The sequence below is a fragment of the Streptomyces sp. NPDC048142 genome (assembly GCF_043202835.1).
GTDB lineage: Bacteria > Actinomycetota > Actinomycetes > Streptomycetales > Streptomycetaceae > Streptomyces.
On the sequence record NZ_JBIDBC010000009.1, the window covers coordinates 60912 to 80382 of the forward strand.

The following is a 19471-nucleotide window of genomic DNA, read 5'->3' on the forward strand; positions in this document are numbered from 1 at the left end:
GCTGAGCGTCGCCGACTGACCCCTCGGGCCACCGGCCCCCTTCGTCACGGTTCCACGTCCCCCGGCTCACCGCGGGTACGGGCCGTTCCCCCTCGCGTACGCGCCGAAGCACCGCCGTACGCGGGTTCCGTGCCGCCGGCGAGCACCGCCGGGCACCCTCCGCGCCGCTCCGCCGGACCTCCGGCGGACGTCCGCGCGGCCCGTATCCCCGCATTCCGGTCTGTCTGTCCACCCGACGGTTCCGTCCAAGGGGCTACTCACCCATGCCATTCGCCGTCTACGTCCTCGGGCTCGCGGTCTTCGCCCAGGGCACCTCCGAGTTCATGCTGTCCGGGCTTCTCTCGGGCATCGCCGCCGACCTCGACGTCTCCCTTTCCGCGGCCGGCCTCCTCACCTCCGTCTTCGCCGTCGGGATGGTCGTCGGCGCACCCCTGATGGCGCTCTCCAGCCGCACCTGGCCCCGCCGCCGCGCTCTGTTCCTCTTCCTCGCGGTGTTCGTCGCCGTTCATGTCGTCGGCGCTCTCACCCCGAGTTACGGCGTGCTCCTGGCAACCCGCTTCGTCGGCGCCCTCGCCAACGCGGGCTTCTGGGCGGTGGCCCTGACGACAGCCGTCGCGATGGTCCCCGACCGGCTCAAGGGCCGGGCCGCCGCCGTCGTGGTCGGCGGAGTGACGATCGCCTGCGTGGTGGGCGTACCGGGCGGCGCGGTGCTGGGGGAGCGTTGGGGGTGGCGGTCGGCCTTCTGGGCGGTCGCGGTTGTCTCGCTGCCCGCCGTCCTCGCGGTCCTGCGCTCCATCCCGGGCGGCCGGGGTACGGACACGGGCTCCGCTCCCGTACCCGTACGGGACGAACTGCGCGCGCTGACCGGCCCCCGGCTGCGGCCGGTCCTGCTCACGATGGCCCTGGTGCAGGGGGCGACCTTCTGCACGTTCTCCTACCTGGAGCCGCTCCTCACCCGGGAGACGGGCCTGGGCGCGGGATGGGTGCCGGTGTCCCTGGCGCTCTTCGGGGCGGGCTCGTTCGCCGGGGTGACCGTGGCGGGCCGGTTCGCCGACGCCCGCCCGGTCGCCGTCGTCGCCACGGGCATGGCCGCTCTCACCCTCGGCTGGGCGGCGCTCGCCCTGACGGCGGGTCACCCGGTGCTCGCCCTGGTGCTGATCCCGCTCCTCGGCCTGCTCGCCTTCGGTACGGGCACCGCCCTGATCACCCGGGTCCTGGGCCTCGCCCCCGGGGCCCCGACCCTGGCCGGCGCCTTCTCGACGACCGCGTTCAACCTGGGGGCGACGGTGGGGCCGTGGGCGGGCGGCCTGGTGTTGGACGGTGGGCTCGGCTACCGGGCGCCGGTCTGGGTGAGCGCCCTGCTGATGGTCCTGGCCCTGCTCGTCGCCGCTACGACGGCGAAGGGCCACCGCCCCCGAGCGGGGGAGCGGCGGCCCTCAGCCGTGCACCGGAGCGCCCGCGGGCGCTTGTGAATCAGAGAACGCGGACCGCGCCGGTCGGCCGGTCGTAGTCCATGGAGCGCTGCACCGTGCCGGTGCTGGAGTTCTGCGCGCCGACGAACTGGCCGCCGCCGACGTAGATCGCGACGTGGTACGCGCTGCCCGCGCCGCCCCAGTACAGGATGTCGCCGGGCTGGAGGTTGTTCAGGGAGACCTGGGTGCCGGCGGTCGACTGGGACTGCGAGACACGCGGGAGGTCGATGCCCACCGAGCGGTACGCGGCCTGGACCAGGCCGGAACAGTCCCACGCGTTGGGGCCGGTGCCGCCGGACACGTACGCGTCGCCGACCTGGGCCTTGGCGAACGCGACGACGGCCGCGGCGGAACCGCTCACGCTCGACGAGGAGGAGGAGGGGGCGGTGGCGGAGCTGCCCGGGGAGTCCGAGGAGCGCGAGGAACCGGTGGAGGCGCTGAGCGTCGTGCGCTCGGCGGTCCGGGAGGCGCGCTCGGCACGCTCCTCGGCCTCGGCTTCCGCCTTGGCCTTCGCGGCGGCTTCGGCCTTCTTCTTGGCCTCGGCCTTGCGGACGGCCTCGGCGTGGGCCTTCTTGGCCGTCTTCGCGGCCTTCTCGGCCGCGGCGTCCTCGTGGGCCTGCGTCTCCAGGTCGAGGGCGACCTGCTGGGTGGCCTGAGCGGAGGCGGCCACAGCGGTGGAGAGGCCGGACGTGATGGTGGGCATCTCGATCGTCTGGGTCACCGGCTCGGCCTGGGCCGGACCGGCGGCACCCGCGACCGCGATGGTGCTGAGGACGCCACCGGCAACTCCGGCTCGCAGTGCCGACTTCGAGGCGCGCTGGCGGGGCTTCCGGTGGCTGGGTATGTGAGCGGTGTGGGACATGGGTACTAGCGCTATCAGGGCGGTAGGGGTCCCATCAAGAAACGTGTGTTGCGACACAGTTACGTCCGGAATCTGTGAATCCGCTTTCTGAGGGCCTTTATTGACGCCGTAACGGGCAAAACGGGCGACTGTGATCAGGCCCGTGATCACTGCCTTTCGGTAATACGCCCGAATTGCCCGTCGCTTACCATCCGTTCACACCGGTGGCCAAGCCCGGCTTTTCGGGGCGTCGGGTCACGTGGCGCAGGTCACAGTGTGAGTCCACCGGGACGGGTAACCCTCGCGGCCGCGATCCGCGTGGGCGCCCGTGGCCACCTGCGGTCGCGCGGGCCGGCGGAGGCGCTCCGTCCGCGCGACTCCGTCCTCGCGACTCCACCCGCGCGCCGAGTCGCGCGGACGGGGCGCCTCCGGTGTGGCGGAGGGGGCGACTCGGGCCGGAGTGCGGGAAGTCCCCGGTGCTCGATCCGGAAGTTCGTGAATGCGTGCACATGTCCTCATCGATCCCCGTCGCCCCTCGTCCGGGTGAGCTTCGAGGCCGGCCGGATCCCTTATCACTCCAGAGCGGTCCATCGCCAATTTGCTTGTACAGGACGTCGATTGATAGCGCCGCACGCCTTTGACCAGCGGTAACACCATCGAATGTCACGTCTCGTGATCACTCGGCCGCTTCGCGTATGAAGATCACTGCTCATGCGACTTCATGATCCTTCGTCAGGTGGTGAAGATCACAAAGCCGTTGTCGTACCCCGTGTCGCAGATCACAGGGGGGCGGGCATAGGATGCGGGGCAGTCGGGCTTGTGAACTGCCTCACATGTGCACGATCTTGGTGAGGTGGCGAGCCGGTCGCCCGATGCGGTCCAAAGGTCAAGGACGACTGGAAGGAGCGAGGAGCGTGAATGCCTACGCGCCCATCCTCGTGCTCGGCGCCCTCGGGGCAGGGTTTGCGATCTTCTCCGTGGTCATGGCCACGCTTATCGGCCCCAAGCGCTACAACCGGGCAAAGCTCGAAGCGTACGAGTGCGGTATCGAACCCACCCCGACTCCGGCCGGAGGCGGCCGCTTTCCCATCAAGTACTACCTGACGGCGATGCTTTTCATCGTCTTCGACATCGAGATCGTCTTCCTCTATCCCTGGGCGGTCTCCTTCGACGCCCTGGGGATCTTCGGGCTCGTGGAGATGCTGCTCTTCGTGCTCACCGTCTTCGTCGCCTATGCGTATGTGTGGCGTCGCGGCGGCCTGGAATGGGACTGAGGGGCTGAGGGGCACACCATGGGACTCGAAGAGAAACTGCCGAGCGGCTTCGTTCTGACCACGGTCGAGCAGGCCGCGGGCTGGGTGCGGAAGTCCTCCGTCTTCCCGGCCACGTTCGGACTCGCCTGCTGCGCCATCGAGATGATGACGACCGGCGCGGGCCGCTACGACCTGGCCCGGTTCGGGATGGAGGTCTTCCGCGGATCGCCGCGACAGGCGGACCTGATGATCGTCGCGGGACGGGTGAGCCAGAAGATGGCGCCCGTCCTGCGGCAGGTCTACGACCAGATGCCCAATCCCAAGTGGGTCATTTCCATGGGGGTTTGTGCGTCATCGGGCGGAATGTTCAATAATTACGCCATTGTGCAGGGTGTTGATCACATTGTCCCGGTCGATATTTATCTGCCGGGTTGTCCTCCTCGCCCCGAGATGCTGCTGGACGCCATCCTCAAGCTCCACCAGAAGATCCAGGACGGCAAACTCGGGGTCAACGCGGAGGAGGCCGCCCGCGAGGCGGAGGAAGCGGCCCTCAAGGCACTGCCCCTGATCGAGATGAAGGGGCTGCTCCGGTGACCGAGAACCCCAACGCGAACGGCGACGAGCACAACGGCAACGCCGTACCCACCCCGCGCGGCGCCGGCGGCGAGGTCATCCGCGTCCGCAAGGGCATGTTCGGCGCGGACAACGGCGGCGACACCTCCGGCTACGGGGGCCTCGTCCGTACCATCGCCCTGCCGGGAGCCGCCTCCCGGCCGTACGGCGGCTGGTTCGACGAGGTGGCCGACGAGCTCGAAGGGGCCCTGGAGGAACAGGACCTGCTTCCCGAGAACGCCATCGAGAAGACGGTCGTCGACCGCGACGAGCTGACCTTCCACATCGCCCGCGAGCACCTGGTCCAGGTCGCCCGCACCCTGCGCGACGACCCCGCCCTGCGCTTCGAACTCTGTACGGGCGTGAGCGGCGTCCACTTCCTGGGCGACAAGGGCCGCGAGCTGCACGCCGTCTACCACCTGCGCTCCCTCACCCACGGCCGGCTGATCCGGCTGGAGGTGTCCGCCCCGGACAGCGACCCGCACATCCCGTCGCTCGTCGCGCTCTACCCGACCAACGACTGGCACGAGCGCGAGGCGTACGACTTCTTCGGGATCGTCTTCGACGGGCACCCGGCCCTGACCCGGATCATGATGCCGGACGACTGGCAGGGCTTCCCGCAGCGCAAGGACTACCCGCTCGGCGGCATCGCCGTCGAGTACAAGGGCGCCCAGATCCCGGCTCCGGACCAGCGGAGGTCGTACTCCTGATGACTACTCCCCCTTCCCACCCGTCGCCCGGCCACCACGCCTCGTCGAGTCCCTCCGGGACGCCCCTCTCGGATCCCCGTGCCACGACCGAGGGGACTGTGTATACAGTCACCGGCGGCGACTGGGACGAGGTCGTCGAATCCGCGGTGAAGTCCGACGACGAGCGCATCATCGTCAACATGGGGCCCCAGCACCCGTCCACGCACGGCGTGCTGCGCCTCATCCTGGAGATCGACGGCGAGACCGTCACCGAGGCCCGCTGCGGCATCGGCTACCTCCACACCGGCATCGAGAAGAACCTCGAATTCCGCAACTGGACGCAGGGCACCACCTTCGTCACGCGGATGGACTACCTGACGCCGTTCTTCAACGAGACGGCGTACTGCCTGGGCGTCGAGAAGCTCCTCGGCATCGAGGACCAGATCCCCGACCGTGCCACCGTCCTGCGCGTGCTGCTGATGGAGCTCAACCGGCTCGCCTCGCACCTGGTGTGCATCGCCACCGGCGGCATGGAACTCGGCGCGACCACGATCATGATCTACGGCTTCCGCGATCGTGAACTGGTTCTCGACCTCTTCGAGCTCTTCACCGGCCTCCGGATGAACCACGCGTTCGTCCGCCCCGGCGGCCTCGCCCAGGACCTGCCCCCGGGCGCGGTCGACCAGCTGCGCGAGTTCATCAAGACCATGAAGAAGAACCTGCCGGAGTACGACAAGCTCGCCACCGGCAACCCCATCTTCAAGGCCCGTATGAAGGACGTCGGCTACCTCGACCTCACCGGCTGCATGGCGCTCGGCGCCACCGGCCCGGTGCTGCGCTCCGCCGGACTCCCGCACGACCTGCGCAAGAGCGACCCGTACTGCGGCTACGAGACCTACGACTTCGAGGTCCCGACCGCGGACTCCTGCGACTCCTACGGACGCTTCCTCATCCGCCTGGAGGAGATGCACCAGTCGCTGCGCATCATCGAGCAGTGCATCGACCGCCTGGAGCCGGGACCGGTCATGGTCGCCGACAAGAAGATCGCCTGGCCCGCCCAGCTCGCCCTGGGCCCCGACGGTCTCGGCAACTCGCTCGACCACATCAGGAACATCATGGGCACCTCCATGGAAGCCCTGATCCACCACTTCAAGCTGGTGACCGAGGGCTTCCGGGTCCCCGCCGGACAGACGTACACCGCCGTCGAGTCCCCCAAGGGCGAACTCGGCGTGCACGTCGTCTCCGACGGCGGCACCCGTCCCTACCGGGTCCACTTCCGCGACCCGTCCTTCACCAACCTGCAGGCCATGGCGGCGATGTGCGAAGGCGGCCAGGTCGCCGACGTCATCGTCGCCGTCGCGTCCATCGACCCCGTGATGGGAGGCGTCGACCGGTGACCACATCACGCCAAGACGTCAGTCTGGGGATGCCGCAGCTCCCCGCCACCCCCTACCCGGCCGAGGTGCGCGCCCGGCTCGACGCGGACGCGAAGGAGGTGATCGCCCGCTATCCCGGCAGCCGCTCCGCCCTCCTGCCGCTGCTGCACCTCGTGCAGTCGGAGGAGGGATACGTCTCCCGTACGGGCATGGCCTTCTGCGCCGAGACGCTCGACCTCACCACCGCCGAGGTCACCGCCGTCGCGACCTTCTACTCCATGTACCGGCGCAGGGCCGGCGGCGACTACCAGGTCGGCGTCTGCACCAACACCCTGTGCGCGGTCATGGGCGGCGACGCCATCTTCGACACGCTCAAGGATCACCTCGGCGTCGGCAACAACGAGACCACCGAGGACGGCAAGGTCACTCTCGAACACATCGAGTGCAACGCCGCCTGCGACTTCGCGCCCGTCGTGATGGTCAACTGGGAGTTCTTCGACAACCAGACGCCCCGGAGCGCCACGCAGCTCGTCGACGACCTGATCGCCGGCCGGACCGTCGAGCCCACCCGGGGCGCGCCGATCTGCTCGTACAAGGAGACCGCCCGCATCCTCGCCGGCTTCCCCGACGAGCGTCCCGGCGCCGTCGAGGCGACCGGCGGCGCGGGCCCCGCCTCCCTCGTCGGGCTGAGGCTCGCCAAGGGCGAGGCGCTCCCGACGGCACGCGTGGTCTCCCCGCGCGCCGGGCAGCCCCAGGACGCGCGGCCCCAGGGCGCGCAGCCACACGACCCTTCGCCGTCCGAGCACCTCAGCTCGCACGCCCACCCGTCACCCGACCACCGCCCCTCAACGAGCCCCTCCGGGACGCCGAATACCTCGCAGCAGACCTCGGCCTCCGACCCGGAGCACCCGGCCGGGCCCACCGCCGAGGAGGGGGAGTGATGACCTTGGCCGCCGAGATCGACCACAACGGGACGAGCCCCGAGAAGCTGCTCGCGCCCGTCCTCTCCGCCTTCTGGGACCAGCCCGAATCCTGGACCCTGGACACCTACCGTCGCCACGAGGGCTACGAAGGGCTGCGCAAGGCACTCGCCATGGCACCCGACGACCTCATCGCGTACGTCAAGGACTCCGGTCTGCGCGGACGTGGTGGCGCGGGCTTCCCCACCGGGATGAAGTGGCAGTTCATCCCGCAGGGGGACGGCAAACCGCACTATCTAGTTGTCAACGCCGACGAGTCGGAGCCGGGGACCTGCAAGGACATCCCGCTCCTCTTCGCGAACCCGCACAGCCTCATCGAGGGCATGGTGATCGCCTGTTACGCGATCCGTTCGTCGCACGCGTTCATCTATCTGCGCGGTGAGGTCGTCCCCGTGCTGCGACGACTGCACGAGGCCGTACGAGAGGCGTACGAGGCGGGTTATCTGGGGACGAACATCCTGGGTTCAGGACTCGATCTGGAACTCACAGTGCACGCGGGCGCCGGTGCGTACATCTGTGGTGAGGAAACCGCGCTGCTCGACTCTCTCGAAGGACGGCGTGGCCAGCCCCGGCTGCGACCCCCCTTCCCTGCGGTCGCCGGTCTGTACGCCTGCCCCACTGTGGTGAACAACGTCGAGTCCATCGCCTCGGTTCCCGCGATCCTGAACAAGGGCAAGGACTGGTTCAAGTCGATGGGCAGCGAGAAGTCCCCGGGCTTCACGCTCTACTCCCTCAGCGGCCATGTCACCAGCCCCGGCCAGTACGAGGCCCCACTCGGCATCACGCTGCGCCAGCTCCTCGACATGAGCGGCGGTATCCGGGCCGGTCACCGGCTGAAGTTCTGGACGCCGGGCGGCTCCTCCACCCCGATGTTCACCGAGGAGCACCTCGACGTCCCCCTCGACTACGAGGGCGTCGGCGCCGCCGGGTCCATGCTCGGCACCAAGGCGCTCCAGTGCTTCGACGAGACGACCTGCGTCGTTCGGGCCGTCACCCGCTGGACCGAGTTCTACGCCCACGAGTCCTGCGGCAAGTGCACACCCTGCCGCGAAGGGACGTACTGGCTGGTCCAGTTGCTCCGCGACATCGAGGCCGGCCAGGGCGAGATGGCCGACCTCGACAAGCTCAACGACATCGCCGACAACATCAACGGCAAGTCGTTCTGCGCGCTCGGCGACGGCGCGGCCTCGCCGATCTTCTCCTCGCTCAAGTACTTCCGCGAGGAGTACGAGCAGCACATCACCGGCAAGGGCTGCCCCTTCGATCCCGCCCGGTCCACGGCCTGGGCCGACGACAAGAACACCGACGGCAAGAACGCTCACCGGGGGGTGAACGCATGACAGTCACCACGAGTGCGCCCTCCGGGGGCGGCGAGGCGGCCATCCCGCCCGAGGACCTGGTCACGCTGACCATCGACGGCATCGAGATCAGCGTCCCCAAGGGGACCCTGGTCATCCGGGCCGCCGAACTCCTCGGCATCGAGATCCCGCGCTTCTGCGACCACCCGCTCCTCGACCCCGCCGGCGCCTGCCGCCAGTGCATCGTCGAGGTCGAGGGCCAGCGCAAGCCGATGGCTTCCTGCACCATCACCTGCACCGACGGCATGGTCGTCAAGTCGCAGATCACCTCTCCGGTCGCCGAGAAGGCGCAGAAGGGCGTGATGGAGCTGCTGCTGATCAACCATCCGCTGGACTGCCCCGTCTGCGACAAGGGCGGCGAGTGCCCCCTCCAGAACCAGGCGATGTCGCACGGCGCCGCCGACTCCCGGTTCGAGGGCAGGAAGCGGACCTTCGAGAAGCCCGTCCCGATCTCCACCCAGGTGCTGCTGGACCGCGAGCGGTGCGTGCTCTGCGCGCGCTGCACCCGGTTCTCCAACCAGGTGGCGGGCGACCCGATGATCGAGCTGATCGAGCGCGGTGCGCTCCAGCAGGTCGGCACCGGGGTGGGCGACCCGTTCGAGTCGTACTTCTCCGGCAACACCATCCAGATCTGCCCGGTCGGCGCGCTGACCTCGGCGGCGTACCGATTCCGCTCCCGCCCCTTCGACCTGGTCTCCACCCCCTCGGTGTGTGAGCAGTGCTCGGGCGGCTGCTCGACGCGGACCGACCACCGGCGCGGCAAGGTCATGCGCCGCCTCGCGGCCAACGAGCCCGAGGTCAACGAGGAGTGGCTCTGCGACAAGGGGAGGTTCGGCTTCCGTTACGCCCAGCAGCGTGACCGGCTCACCACCCCGCTGGTCCGCAACGCCGAAGGCGTCCTGGAACCGGCGAGCTGGCCCGAGGCGCTGGAGGCCGCCGCCGCCGGTCTCCTCGCCGCCCGCGGCCGTACCGGCGTCCTGACCGGCGGCCGGCTGACCGTCGAGGACGCCTACGCGTACAGCAAGTTCGCCCGGGTCGCCCTCGACACCAACGACATCGACTTCCGCTCCCGGGTCCACAGCGCCGAGGAGGCCGACTTCCTGGCCGCCCGGGTCGCCGGACGCGGCCGGGACCTGGACGGCGACGGGGTCACGTACACCGCGCTGGAGAAGGCGCCCGCGGTCCTGCTCGTCGGGTTCGAGTCCGAGGAGGAGGCGCCCGGCGTCTTCCTGCGGCTGCGCAAGGCTCACCGCAAGAGCGGCCAGCGGACCTACGCGCTCGCCTCGCACGCCACCCGGGGCCTGGCGAAGGCGGGCGGCACCCTGCTGCCCGCCGCCCCCGGCACCGAGACCGAATGGCTGGACGCCCTCGCGGGCGGCACCGGCCTGGAGGCCGAAGGAGCGGCCGCCGCCGAGGCGCTCCGCGCCGAGCACTCCCTGATCATCGTCGGCGAGCGGCTCGCCGGAGTGCCCGGCGCACTGAGCGCCGTCCTCCGCACCGCCACCGCCACCGGCGCACGCCTGGTGTGGATCCCGCGCCGGGCCGGCGACCGGGGCGCGGTGGAGGCGGGCGCGCTCCCCTCCCTGCTGCCGGGAGGCCGCCCGGCCACCGACCCGAGGGCCCGCGACGAGGTCGCGGAGCTGTGGCGGGTGGCCGAACTGCCCACCCGCTACGGCCGCGACACCGGCCAGATCGTCGAGGCCGCGGCCACCGGCGAACTGGGTGCGCTGCTCGTCGCCGGGGTCGGCGTCGAGGACCTGCCCGACCCGAACCGTGCCCTTCAGGCGCTGAACGAGGTGGGCTTCCTGGTCTCGCTGGAGCTGCGGCCGAGCGCGGTCACCGCTCGGGCGGACGTGGTCTTCCCGGTCGCCGCCGTCGCGGAGAAATCCGGCACCTTCCTCAACTGGGAGGGCCGGGTCCGGATGTTCCAGGCGGCGCTGAAGCCCGAGCAGATGTCCCGGACGCTCGCACCGGCCGACTCCCGCGTGCTGCACATGCTGGCCGACGCCATGGACGTGCACTTCGCCCTGCCGGACCTGCCCGCCGCCCGCCGCGAACTGGACCGGCTCGGCGGCTGGGAGGGCGGCCACGCGGACGACCCGCGTGAGAGCGCGCAGCCGCTGCCCCGGCCCGGCGACGGCGAGGCGGTCCTCGCGGGCCACCGGATGCTGCTCGACCTCGGCCGGCTCCAGGAGGGCGACACCGCGCTCGCCGGGACCCGGCACGCGGCCGTCGCCCGGCTCTCGGCGGTCACCGCCGCCGAGTCCGGCGTCAAGGACGGCGACCTGCTCGCCGTGACCGGACCCGCGGGCACCGTCGAACTGCCCCTCGCGGTCACCGACATGCCGGACCGGGTGGTCTGGGTGCCGCTGAACTCGGTGGGGCGCGGTATCCCCGCCGACACCGGCGTGAACCCCGGCGGCCTGGTACGGATCGGCCCCGCCGCCGCACCGGGTGCTCCCGTCGAACCATCGGAGGTACGAGCGTGACTGGCCTCGCCGCACTCACGGCGCCCGAGGGCGTCGTCCTCGCCGCCGAGGATCTCTCGATGTTCGGCACCGACCCCTGGTGGCTCGTCGTCATCAAGGCGGTCTTCTGCTTCGCGTTCCTGATGTTGATCGTGCTGTTCTCCATCGTGTGGGAGCGCAAGGTCGTCGCCTGGATGCAGCTGCGCATCGGCCCCAACCGGCACGGCCCCTGGGGGCTGCTCCAGTCGCTCGCCGACGGCGTCAAGCTGATGCTGAAGGAAGACGTGATCGTCAAGCGCGCGGACAAGGCGGTCTACGTCCTCGCGCCGATCCTCGCCGCGATCCCCGCCTTCATGGCGATCGCGGTGATCCCCTTCGGCCCGGCGGGCAACGAGGTCTCCATCTTCGGGCAGCGCACCACGATGCAGCTGACGGACCTCCCGATCGCCGCGCTCTACATCCTCGCCGTCGGCGCGATCGGGGTGTACGGCTTCGTCCTCGGCGGCTGGTCCTCGGGCTCGACGTACCCCCTGCTCGGCGGAATCCGTTCGTCCGCCCAGATGATCTCGTACGAGATCGCCATGGGCGCGGCCTTCGCCTCGGTCTTCCTCTACTCCGGGTCGATGTCCACCTCGACGATCGTGGAGGCGCAGGCGGACCGCTGGTACATCCTGCTGCTGCCGGTCTCCTTCATCATCTACATGATCACCATGGTCGGTGAGGCCAGCCGGGCGCCGTTCGACATGCCGGAGTCCGAGGGCGACCTGGTCGGCGGGTTCAACACCGAGTACAGCTCCATCAAGTTCGCGATGTTCATGCTCGCCGAGTACATCCACATGGTGACGGTGTCGATGATCGCGGTGACGCTGTTCCTCGGCGGCTGGCGGGCCCCCTACCCGGTCTCCGCCTTCTGGGAGGGCGCGAACCACGGCTGGTGGCCGATGCTCTGGTTCTTCCTGAAGCTCCAGGTGCTGATCTTCTTCTTCATCTGGCTGCGCGGCACTCTTCCCCGCGTGCGCTACGACCAGTTGATGAAGCTGGGCTGGAAGGTCCTCATCCCGGTCTCGGTGGTCTGGCTGATGCTCGTCGCCACGGTCCGGGCCCTGCGGAACGAGGGGTACGACTTCTCGCGGATCGTGCTGTACGTGGGCGCGGCCGTGCTCGCGATCCTGCTGATCTCCTTCGTCGTCGACATGTTCCGCGACCGCAGGTCCCGGGCCGAGGAGGAGGCTGCCGGGCCCGAGCCCGCCTTCGACCCGATGGCGGGCGGGTTCCCGGTGCCCCCGCTGCCCGGACAGACGCTCCCGCCCGTGCCCAGGCGCAGGCCACGACGGGACCGGGAGCTCGTTGTCAGTGGTGGGGCGGATACTCAGAGTGACGAAAGTGCGAGTGACGGAAAGGAGGCCGGCGGTGTCTGAGAAACCAGAGCTCACGGGCTCATCGGGATCCGCTGGGTCCTCGGGGCAGGCGGGGGAGCCGGGGGACAAGTTCCAGAACCCGGTGGCCGGCTTCGGCGTGACCTTCAAGGCCATGTTCAAGAAGCGGCTCACCGAGCAGTATCCGGAGACGCCGAAGGTGACGGCGCCCCGCTTCCACGGCCGCCACCAGCTCAACCGCCACCCGGACGGACTGGAGAAGTGCGTCGGCTGCGAGCTGTGCGCCTGGGCGTGTCCGGCGGACGCCATCTATGTGGAGGGCGCGGACAACACCGAGGAGGAGCGCTACTCCCCGGGGGAGCGCTACGGCCGCGTCTACCAGATCAACTACGCGCGCTGCATCCTGTGCGGACTCTGCATCGAGGCGTGCCCCACCCGGGCACTGACCATGACGAACGAGTTCGAGCTCGCCAACACCACCCGCGAAAGCCTCATCTACACCAAGGACGAGCTGCTCGCGGGCCTGGAGGAAGGCATGGTCGACAGCCCGCACGCGATCTTCCCCGGCATGGACGAGCAGGACTACTACCGGGGAGTGGTCACCGAGGCCGCCCCCGGCACGGTCCGTCAGACGGCCGTGTCCAAGGGCGAGAGCGACCAGCAGGACGAGGACCCCATCGAGTCCACCCGGGCCGCCGACGCCCGGCAGGACAAGGGGGTGGAGGCGTGAACTCCCTGGCCGCAGCCACCGCCACCTCGACCGGCGAGGCCGTCCAGTTCTGGATCCTGGGCACCGTCGCGGTGATCGGCGCGCTCTCCACGGTGCTGATGAAGAAGTCCGTGCACAGCGCCCTCTCGCTCGCCGGGACCATGATCGTCCTCGCGGTCTTCTACCTCGCCAACGGCGCGTATTTCCTCGGCATCGTCCAGATCATCGTCTACACCGGCGCGATCATGATGCTGTTCCTCTTCGTCGTCATGCTCGTCGGCGTCACCGCGGCGGACTCCCTCAAGGAGACCCTCAAGGGGCAGCGCTGGCTTGCCCTCGGGTGTGCCTTCGGGTTCGCCGTGCTGCTGATCGCGGGCATCGGCAACGCCTCCCTGAGCACCTTCAACGGGCTCGGCGTGGCCAACGCCCGGCACGGCGGCAACGTCGAGGGAATCGCCAACCTCATCTTCACCAAGTACGTCTTCGCCTTCGAGATCACCGGCGCCCTGCTGATCACCGCGACCGTCGGCGCGATGGTGCTCACCCACCGCGAGCGCACCGAACGGGCCAGGACCCAGCGGGAGATGTCCGAGGAGCGCGTGCGCGGCAAGCACCTCCCGCCGCTGCCCGCCCCCGGCGTCTACGCCCGGCACAACGCGGTGGACATCCCCGGTCTGCTCCCCGACGGCACGCCGTCCGAGCTCACCGTCATGCAGACCCTGCGCGAGCGCGGTCAGATCCGCGACGTCTCGCAGCAGTCCCTCGCCGATCTCAAGGCCCTGGAGCAGCGCTCCGGGGAGCGGCTCGGACGTGAGGACGCGGACGCCCTGGCGCGCGGGGCCCGTCCCGCATCCGCGGCGGAGAATTCGGAGGCCGCCCAGTGAACCCGGTCAACTACCTCTACCTCGCGGCCCTGCTGTTCGCGATCGGCGCCTCCGGGGTGCTGATCAGGCGGAACACGATCGTGCTGTTCATGTGCGTCGAGCTGATGCTCAACGCCTGCAATCTGGCGCTCGTCACGTTCTCCCGGATGCACGGCAACCTCGACGGGCAGATCGTCGCGTTCTTCACGATGGTCGTCGCCGCCGCGGAAGTCGTCGTCGGACTCGCGATCATCGTGTCGCTGTTCCGCTCCCGCCACTCGGCCTCGGTCGACGACGCCAGCCTGATGAAGCTGTAAGGGGTCGGAAACGTGGAGAACCTGATTGCGCTGCTCGTCGCGGCGCCCCTGCTCGGAGCGGCGGTCCTGCTCTGCGGCGGACGCCGACTGGACCGGACCGGCCACTGGCTCGGCACCCTCCTCGCCGGCGCCTCGTTCGTCGTCGGTCTCATTCTGTTCACCGACATGCTGGGGAAGGGCGCCGAGGACCGGGCCCTGCACCAGCACCTGTTCAGCTGGATCCCGGTGGAGGGCTTCCAGGCCGACATCGCCTTCCAGCTCGACCAGTTGTCGATGACGTTCGTCCTGCTCATCACCGGTGTGGGCACGCTGATCCACATCTACTCCATCGGCTACATGGAGCACGACGAGCGCAGGCGCCGCTTCTTCGGCTATCTCAACCTGTTCCTCGCGGCGATGCTCATCCTGGTCATCGCCGACAACTACCTGCTGCTGTACGTCGGGTGGGAGGGCGTCGGTCTGGCGTCGTTCCTGCTCATCGGCTTCTGGCAGCACAAGCCCACCGCGGCCACCGCCGCGAAGAAGGCCTTCCTGGTCAACCGGGTCGGCGACATGGGCCTGTCGATCGCCATCATGCTGATGTTCACCACCTTCGGCACCTTCGCCTTCGGGCCGGTGCTGGAGTCGGCGGGCGAGACGAGCCAGGGCAAGCTGACCGCCATCGGGCTGATGCTGCTGCTGGCCGCCTGCGGCAAGTCGGCCCAGGTTCCGCTGCAGTCCTGGCTCGGCGACGCGATGGAGGGCCCGACCCCGGTCTCCGCCCTCATCCACGCCGCGACCATGGTCACCGCCGGTGTCTATCTCATCGTCCGCTCCGGCGCGATCTTCAACGCCGCCCCGGACGCCCAGACGGTCGTCGTCATCGTCGGCGCGGTCACGCTGATCTTCGGTGCGATCGTCGGTTGTGCGAAGGACGACATCAAGAAGGCACTCGCCGGGTCCACGATGTCGCAGATCGGCTACATGATCCTGGCCGCGGGCCTCGGCCCCATCGGCTACATCTTCGCGATCATGCACCTGGTGACGCACGGCTTCTTCAAGGCCGGGCTGTTCCTCGGCGCGGGCTCCGTCATGCACGGCATGAACGACGAGGTCGACATGCGCAAGTACGGCGGCCTGCGGAAGTACATGCCGGTCACCTTCGTCACGTTCGGCCTCGGCTATCTGGCCATCATCGGCTTCCCGGGCCTGTCCGGCTTCTTCTCCAAGGACAAGATCATCGAGGCGGCCTTCGCCAAGGGCGGCACCGAGGGCTGGATCCTCGGCTCCGTGGCCCTGCTGGGCGCCGCGATCACCGCGTTCTACATGACCCGCGTGATGCTGATGACCTTCTTCGGCGAGAAGCGCTGGCAGCCGGACGCCGAGGGCCACGAACCGCACCCGCACGAGTCCCCGAAGTCGATGACGATCCCGATGATCGTGCTGGCCTTCGGCTCGGTGTTCGCCGGCGGGTTCTTCGCGATCGGCGACCGGTTCATCAACTGGCTGGAGCCGGTGACCGGTTACGACCACGGGCACGCCCCGCTGAGCGCGGCCACGGTGACCGGAGCCACCGTGGTGGCCCTGGTCATCGGTGTGGGGATCGCCTGGGCGATGTACGGGCGCAAGCCGGTCCCGGTTCTCGCCCCGCGCGGCTCGGTCCTCACCCGGGCCGCCCGCCGCGATCTCCTCCAGGACGACTTCAACCACGTGGTCCTGGTCCGCGGCGGCGAGCACCTCACCCGCTCGCTGGTCTACGTGGACCACTCCCTGGTCGACGGCGTCGTCAACGGCACGGCCGCCTCGGTCGGCGGGCTCTCCGGCCGGCTGCGCAAGCTGCAGAACGGCTACGCCCGCACCTACGCGGTCTCGATGTTCGGCGGTACGGCGGTCGTCATCGCCGCGACCCTGCTGATGAGGGCGGTCTGATCACATGTCCTTTCCCCTCCTGACCGCGACGGCGGCGCTCCCGGCGATCGGCGCCATCGCCACCGCCGCCGTCCCCGCCGCGCGGCGCACCGCGGCCAAATGGCTCGCGCTGCTCTTCTCGCTCGGCACGCTCGTCCTGGCGGCCGTCGTCTTCCTCCGCTTCGAACCGGGCGGCGACCGCTACCAGCTCACCGAGTCCCGGGCCTGGATCGCCGACTTCGGCGTCCGCTACGAACTGGGCGTGGACGGCATCGGGGTGGCGCTCCTCGGCCTCACCGCGCTGCTGATCCCGTTCGTCATCGCGGCCGGCTGGCACGACGCCGATCCCGTGGAAACGAAGTCCTCGCGCTGGCGTCCGACGCAGGGCTTCTTCGCCCTGATCCTCATGGTCGAGGCCATGGTGATCCTGTCGTTCGTCGCCACCGACGTCTTCCTCTTCTACATCCTGTTCGAAGCCATGCTCATCCCGATGTACTTCCTCATCGGCGGCTTCGGCGACCGGGCCCACGCGGGCAGCGACGAGAACGCCGCGACCCAGCGGTCCTACGCGGCGGTCAAGTTCCTCCTCTACAACCTGGCCGGCGGCCTGATCATGCTGGCCGCCGTCATCGGGCTGTACGTGGTCGCGGGCAGCTTCTCGCTCTCCGAGATCGCCGAGGCACGCGCCAACGGCTCCCTGGAGATGGCGACCAGCACCGAGCGCTGGCTGTTCCTCGGGTTCTTCCTCGCCTTCGCGATCAAGGCCCCGCTGTGGCCGCTGCACACCTGGCTGCCCAACGCGATGGGTGAGGCGACCGCCCCGGTCGCCGTGCTGATCACCGCGATCGTTGACAAGGTCGGCACCTTCGCGATGCTCCGCTTCTGCCTCGGGCTCTTCCCGGAGGCCAGCAAGTGGGCGACGCCGGTGGTGATCGCCCTGGCGCTGGTCTCCATCGTGTACGGGGCGCTGCTCGCGGTCGGCCAGCGCGACATCAAGCGGCTCATCGCCTATGCCTCGATCTCGCACTTCGGGTTCATCATCCTGGGCATCTTCGCGATGACGAGCCAGGGCCAGTCGGGCGCCACGCTCTACATGGTCAACCACGGGATCTCCACGGCCGCACTCCTGCTGGTCGCCGGATTCCTCATCACCCGGCGCGGATCACGGCTCATCGCGGACTACGGCGGAGTGCAGAAGGTCGCACCCGTGCTGGCCGGGACGTTCCTCATCGGCGGGCTCGCCACCCTGTCGCTGCCCGGACTCGCCCCGTTCGTCAGTGAGTTCCTGGTCCTGGTCGGCACGTTCAGCGTGTATCCGGTGGCTGGCATCATCGCCACCTCCGGCATCGTGCTCGCCGCGCTCTACGTCCTGGTCCTCTACCAGCGCACGATGACCGGCCCGGTGAAGGAATCGGTCCGGTCCATGCCGGACCTCAAGGCCCGGGAGCTGGCGGTCGCGCTTCCGCTGATCGCCGTGCTGATCTTCCTGGGCGTCTTCCCGAAGCCGCTCACCGAGGTCGTCAACCCGGCGGTGGAGCACACCATGTCCGACGTACAGAAGAAGGACCCCCAGCCCGAGGTGGAGGCCGCCAAGTGAGCGCAACAGCTGTCCACAGTCTGTGGACGACGGCGAGCGGGGTGACATCGGCGGCACCGGGCGACTCGTTCACGGCGCCGAAGATCGAGTACACCCAGCTGATGCCGGTCCTGATCATCGTGGGCGCCGCCGTCCTGGGCATCCTGGTGGAGGCCTTCGTGCCGCGCCGGGCCCGCTACCACGCCCAGCTCTTCCTGGCCGTGGTGGCGGTCGCCGCCGCGTTCGCCGCGATCGTCGGCCTCGCCGCCGGGGGATACGGCACCACGGACGCCCAGATCGTGGCCATGGGCGCCATCGCGATCGACGGCCCCACCCTGTTCCTCCAGGGCACCATTCTCCTGGTCGCCATGGTGGCGGTGTTCACCTTCGCCGAGCGCCGGCTGGACCCCACCGCCCACGGCAACCGGGTCGACTCCTTCGCCGCCCAGGCCGGAGCCGTACCCGGCGGCGAAGGCGAGAAGGCCGCCGTCCGGGCCGGCTTCGCCACCACCGAGGTCTTCCCGCTCCTCCTCTTCTCGGTGGCGGGGCTGCTGGTCTTCCCGGCCGCCAACGACCTGCTGACCCTGTTCATCGCGCTGGAGGTCTTCTCCCTCCCGCTCTACCTCCTGTGCGCCGTGGCCCGCCGCAAGCGGCTGCTGTCGCAGGAAGCCGCCGTGAAGTACTTCCTGCTCGGCGCGTTCTCCTCGGCGTTCTTCCTCTTCGGGATCGCCCTCCTCTACGGCTACGCGGGCTCCCTCTCGTACGCCGACATCGCCAACGTCGTCGACGGCTCGGTCCTGGAGATCGACCCGGCCCTCGCCGACACCATGGGCAACGACGCGCTGCTGCTCATCGGTGGCGCGATGATCCTGGTCGGCCTGCTCTTCAAGGTCGGTGCGATCCCGTTCCACATGTGGACCCCGGACGTCTACCAGGGCGCCCCGACCCCGGTGACCGGTTTCATGGCCGCCGCCACGAAGGTCGCCGCGTTCGGCGCGATGCTGCGCCTGCTGTACGTGGCCCTGCCGGGCCTCACCTGGGACCTGCGGCCGGTGATGTGGTCGGTGGCCATCATCACGATGCTGGGCGGCGCGATCGTCGCGATCACCCAGACCGACATCAAGCGGCTGCTGGCCTACTCCTCGATCGCACACGCGGGCTTCATCCTCGCGGGCGTCATCGCGGCCAGCCCGGAGGGCATCTCCTCGGTCCTCTTCTACCTGCTGGCCTACTCCTTCGTGACGGTCGGCGCGTTCGCCGTCGTCACGCTGGTGCGGGACGCGGGCGGCGAGGCCACCCACCTGTCGAAGTGGGCCGGGCTCGGCCGCCGCTCGCCGCTGGTCGCGGCGGTCTTCGCGGTGTTCCTGCTGGCCTTCGCCGGCATTCCGCTGACCTCCGGGTTCTCCGGGAAGTTCGCGGTGTTCAAGGCCGCTGCCGAGGGCGGCGCGGGCGGACTGGTCGTCGTCGGTGTGCTCTCCTCGGCCGTCGCGGCGTTCTTCTACGTCCGTGTGATCGTCCTGATGTTCTTCAGCGAGCCGAAGGCGGACGGCCCCACGGTCGCCGTCCCGTCCCCGCTGACCATGACGACGATCGCGGTCGGCGTCGCCGTCACCCTGGTGCTGGGCCTGGCCCCGCAGTACTTCCTGGACCTGGCGAGCCAGGCGGGAGTCTTCGTGCGGTAGCCCGCGCGGAGC

General features: G+C 69.6%; 16 protein-coding genes. 15 read left to right on the forward strand and 1 reads right to left on the reverse strand.

Annotated elements, in window-relative coordinates; genetic code table 11:
• The first annotated feature begins 263 nt into the window (after positions 1-263).
• Entirely contained in the window at positions 264-1472 is a 1209-nt protein-coding gene (locus tag ACGF2Y_RS14240) for a Cmx/CmrA family chloramphenicol efflux MFS transporter (protein WP_392946369.1), read from the forward strand.
• A gap of 1 nt (position 1473) precedes the next feature.
• Here ACGF2Y_RS14240 and ACGF2Y_RS14245 read toward each other — a convergent pair whose 3' ends face one another.
• Positions 1474-2334, reverse strand: coding sequence for a C40 family peptidase (locus tag ACGF2Y_RS14245; protein ID WP_392946372.1), 861 nt, complete (start codon positions 2332-2334; stop codon positions 1474-1476).
• An 893-nt stretch (positions 2335-3227) separates the two neighbouring features.
• Between ACGF2Y_RS14245 and ACGF2Y_RS14250 the strand changes: the two genes are divergently transcribed.
• The 14 genes from ACGF2Y_RS14250 to nuoN are packed head-to-tail and all read left to right on the forward strand — an operon-like array spanning position 3228 to position 19459.
• Positions 3228-3587, forward strand: coding sequence for an NADH-quinone oxidoreductase subunit A (locus ACGF2Y_RS14250; protein ID WP_003967084.1), 360 nt, complete (start codon positions 3228-3230; stop codon positions 3585-3587).
• An 18-nt stretch (positions 3588-3605) separates the two neighbouring features.
• Positions 3606-4160 carry an NADH-quinone oxidoreductase subunit B family protein gene (locus ACGF2Y_RS14255; RefSeq protein WP_018490715.1) on the forward strand — a complete coding sequence of 185 codons (555 nt, stop codon included), beginning with the start codon at positions 3606-3608 and terminating at the stop codon, positions 4158-4160.
• On the forward strand, positions 4157-4888 hold the full coding sequence (locus ACGF2Y_RS14260) for an NADH-quinone oxidoreductase subunit C (RefSeq protein WP_392946375.1): 732 nt from the start codon (positions 4157-4159) through the stop codon (positions 4886-4888). The genes ACGF2Y_RS14255 and ACGF2Y_RS14260 overlap by 4 nt, the downstream gene beginning before the upstream one ends.
• Positions 4888-6264 (forward strand): NADH-quinone oxidoreductase subunit D, encoded by a 1377-nt coding sequence (locus tag ACGF2Y_RS14265; protein WP_392946378.1) that lies wholly within the window; start codon positions 4888-4890, stop codon positions 6262-6264. Before ACGF2Y_RS14260 ends, ACGF2Y_RS14265 begins: the two co-directional genes overlap by 1 nt.
• Before the next feature lie 29 nt (positions 6265-6293).
• The gene (nuoE, locus tag ACGF2Y_RS14270; RefSeq protein WP_392946765.1) at positions 6294-7184 is read left to right on the forward strand and encodes an NADH-quinone oxidoreductase subunit NuoE; all 891 of its coding nucleotides are present in this window, start codon (positions 6294-6296) and stop codon (positions 7182-7184) included.
• The gene (gene nuoF / locus ACGF2Y_RS14275; RefSeq protein ID WP_392946380.1) at positions 7181-8563 is read left to right on the forward strand and encodes an NADH-quinone oxidoreductase subunit NuoF; all 1383 of its coding nucleotides are present in this window, start codon (positions 7181-7183) and stop codon (positions 8561-8563) included. The genes nuoE and nuoF overlap by 4 nt, the downstream gene beginning before the upstream one ends.
• The gene (locus tag ACGF2Y_RS14280; RefSeq protein ID WP_392946383.1) at positions 8560-11070 is read left to right on the forward strand and encodes an NADH-quinone oxidoreductase subunit G; all 2511 of its coding nucleotides are present in this window, start codon (positions 8560-8562) and stop codon (positions 11068-11070) included. Before nuoF ends, ACGF2Y_RS14280 begins: the two co-directional genes overlap by 4 nt.
• A complete protein-coding gene (gene nuoH / locus ACGF2Y_RS14285; protein ID WP_392946386.1) occupies positions 11067-12467 on the forward strand; it encodes an NADH-quinone oxidoreductase subunit NuoH in 1401 nt (466 codons plus the stop codon). Before ACGF2Y_RS14280 ends, nuoH begins: the two co-directional genes overlap by 4 nt.
• On the forward strand, positions 12460-13155 hold the full coding sequence (nuoI, locus tag ACGF2Y_RS14290) for an NADH-quinone oxidoreductase subunit NuoI (protein WP_392946389.1): 696 nt from the start codon (positions 12460-12462) through the stop codon (positions 13153-13155). The genes nuoH and nuoI overlap by 8 nt, the downstream gene beginning before the upstream one ends.
• Positions 13152-14018 (forward strand): NADH-quinone oxidoreductase subunit J, encoded by an 867-nt coding sequence (locus ACGF2Y_RS14295; protein WP_392946392.1) that lies wholly within the window; start codon positions 13152-13154, stop codon positions 14016-14018. Before nuoI ends, ACGF2Y_RS14295 begins: the two co-directional genes overlap by 4 nt.
• Positions 14015-14314, forward strand: coding sequence for an NADH-quinone oxidoreductase subunit NuoK (nuoK, locus tag ACGF2Y_RS14300; protein WP_018960446.1), 300 nt, complete (start codon positions 14015-14017; stop codon positions 14312-14314). The genes ACGF2Y_RS14295 and nuoK overlap by 4 nt, the downstream gene beginning before the upstream one ends.
• 12 nt (positions 14315-14326) lie before the next feature.
• Entirely contained in the window at positions 14327-16222 is a 1896-nt protein-coding gene (gene nuoL / locus ACGF2Y_RS14305) for an NADH-quinone oxidoreductase subunit L (RefSeq protein ID WP_392946396.1), read from the forward strand.
• A 4-nt stretch (positions 16223-16226) separates the two neighbouring features.
• Positions 16227-17798 carry an NADH-quinone oxidoreductase subunit M gene (locus tag ACGF2Y_RS14310; RefSeq protein ID WP_392946398.1) on the forward strand — a complete coding sequence of 524 codons (1572 nt, stop codon included), beginning with the start codon at positions 16227-16229 and terminating at the stop codon, positions 17796-17798.
• Positions 17795-19459 carry an NADH-quinone oxidoreductase subunit NuoN gene (nuoN, locus tag ACGF2Y_RS14315; RefSeq protein ID WP_392946401.1) on the forward strand — a complete coding sequence of 555 codons (1665 nt, stop codon included), beginning with the start codon at positions 17795-17797 and terminating at the stop codon, positions 19457-19459. The genes ACGF2Y_RS14310 and nuoN overlap by 4 nt, the downstream gene beginning before the upstream one ends.
• Positions 19460-19471: the final 12 nt, after the last annotated feature.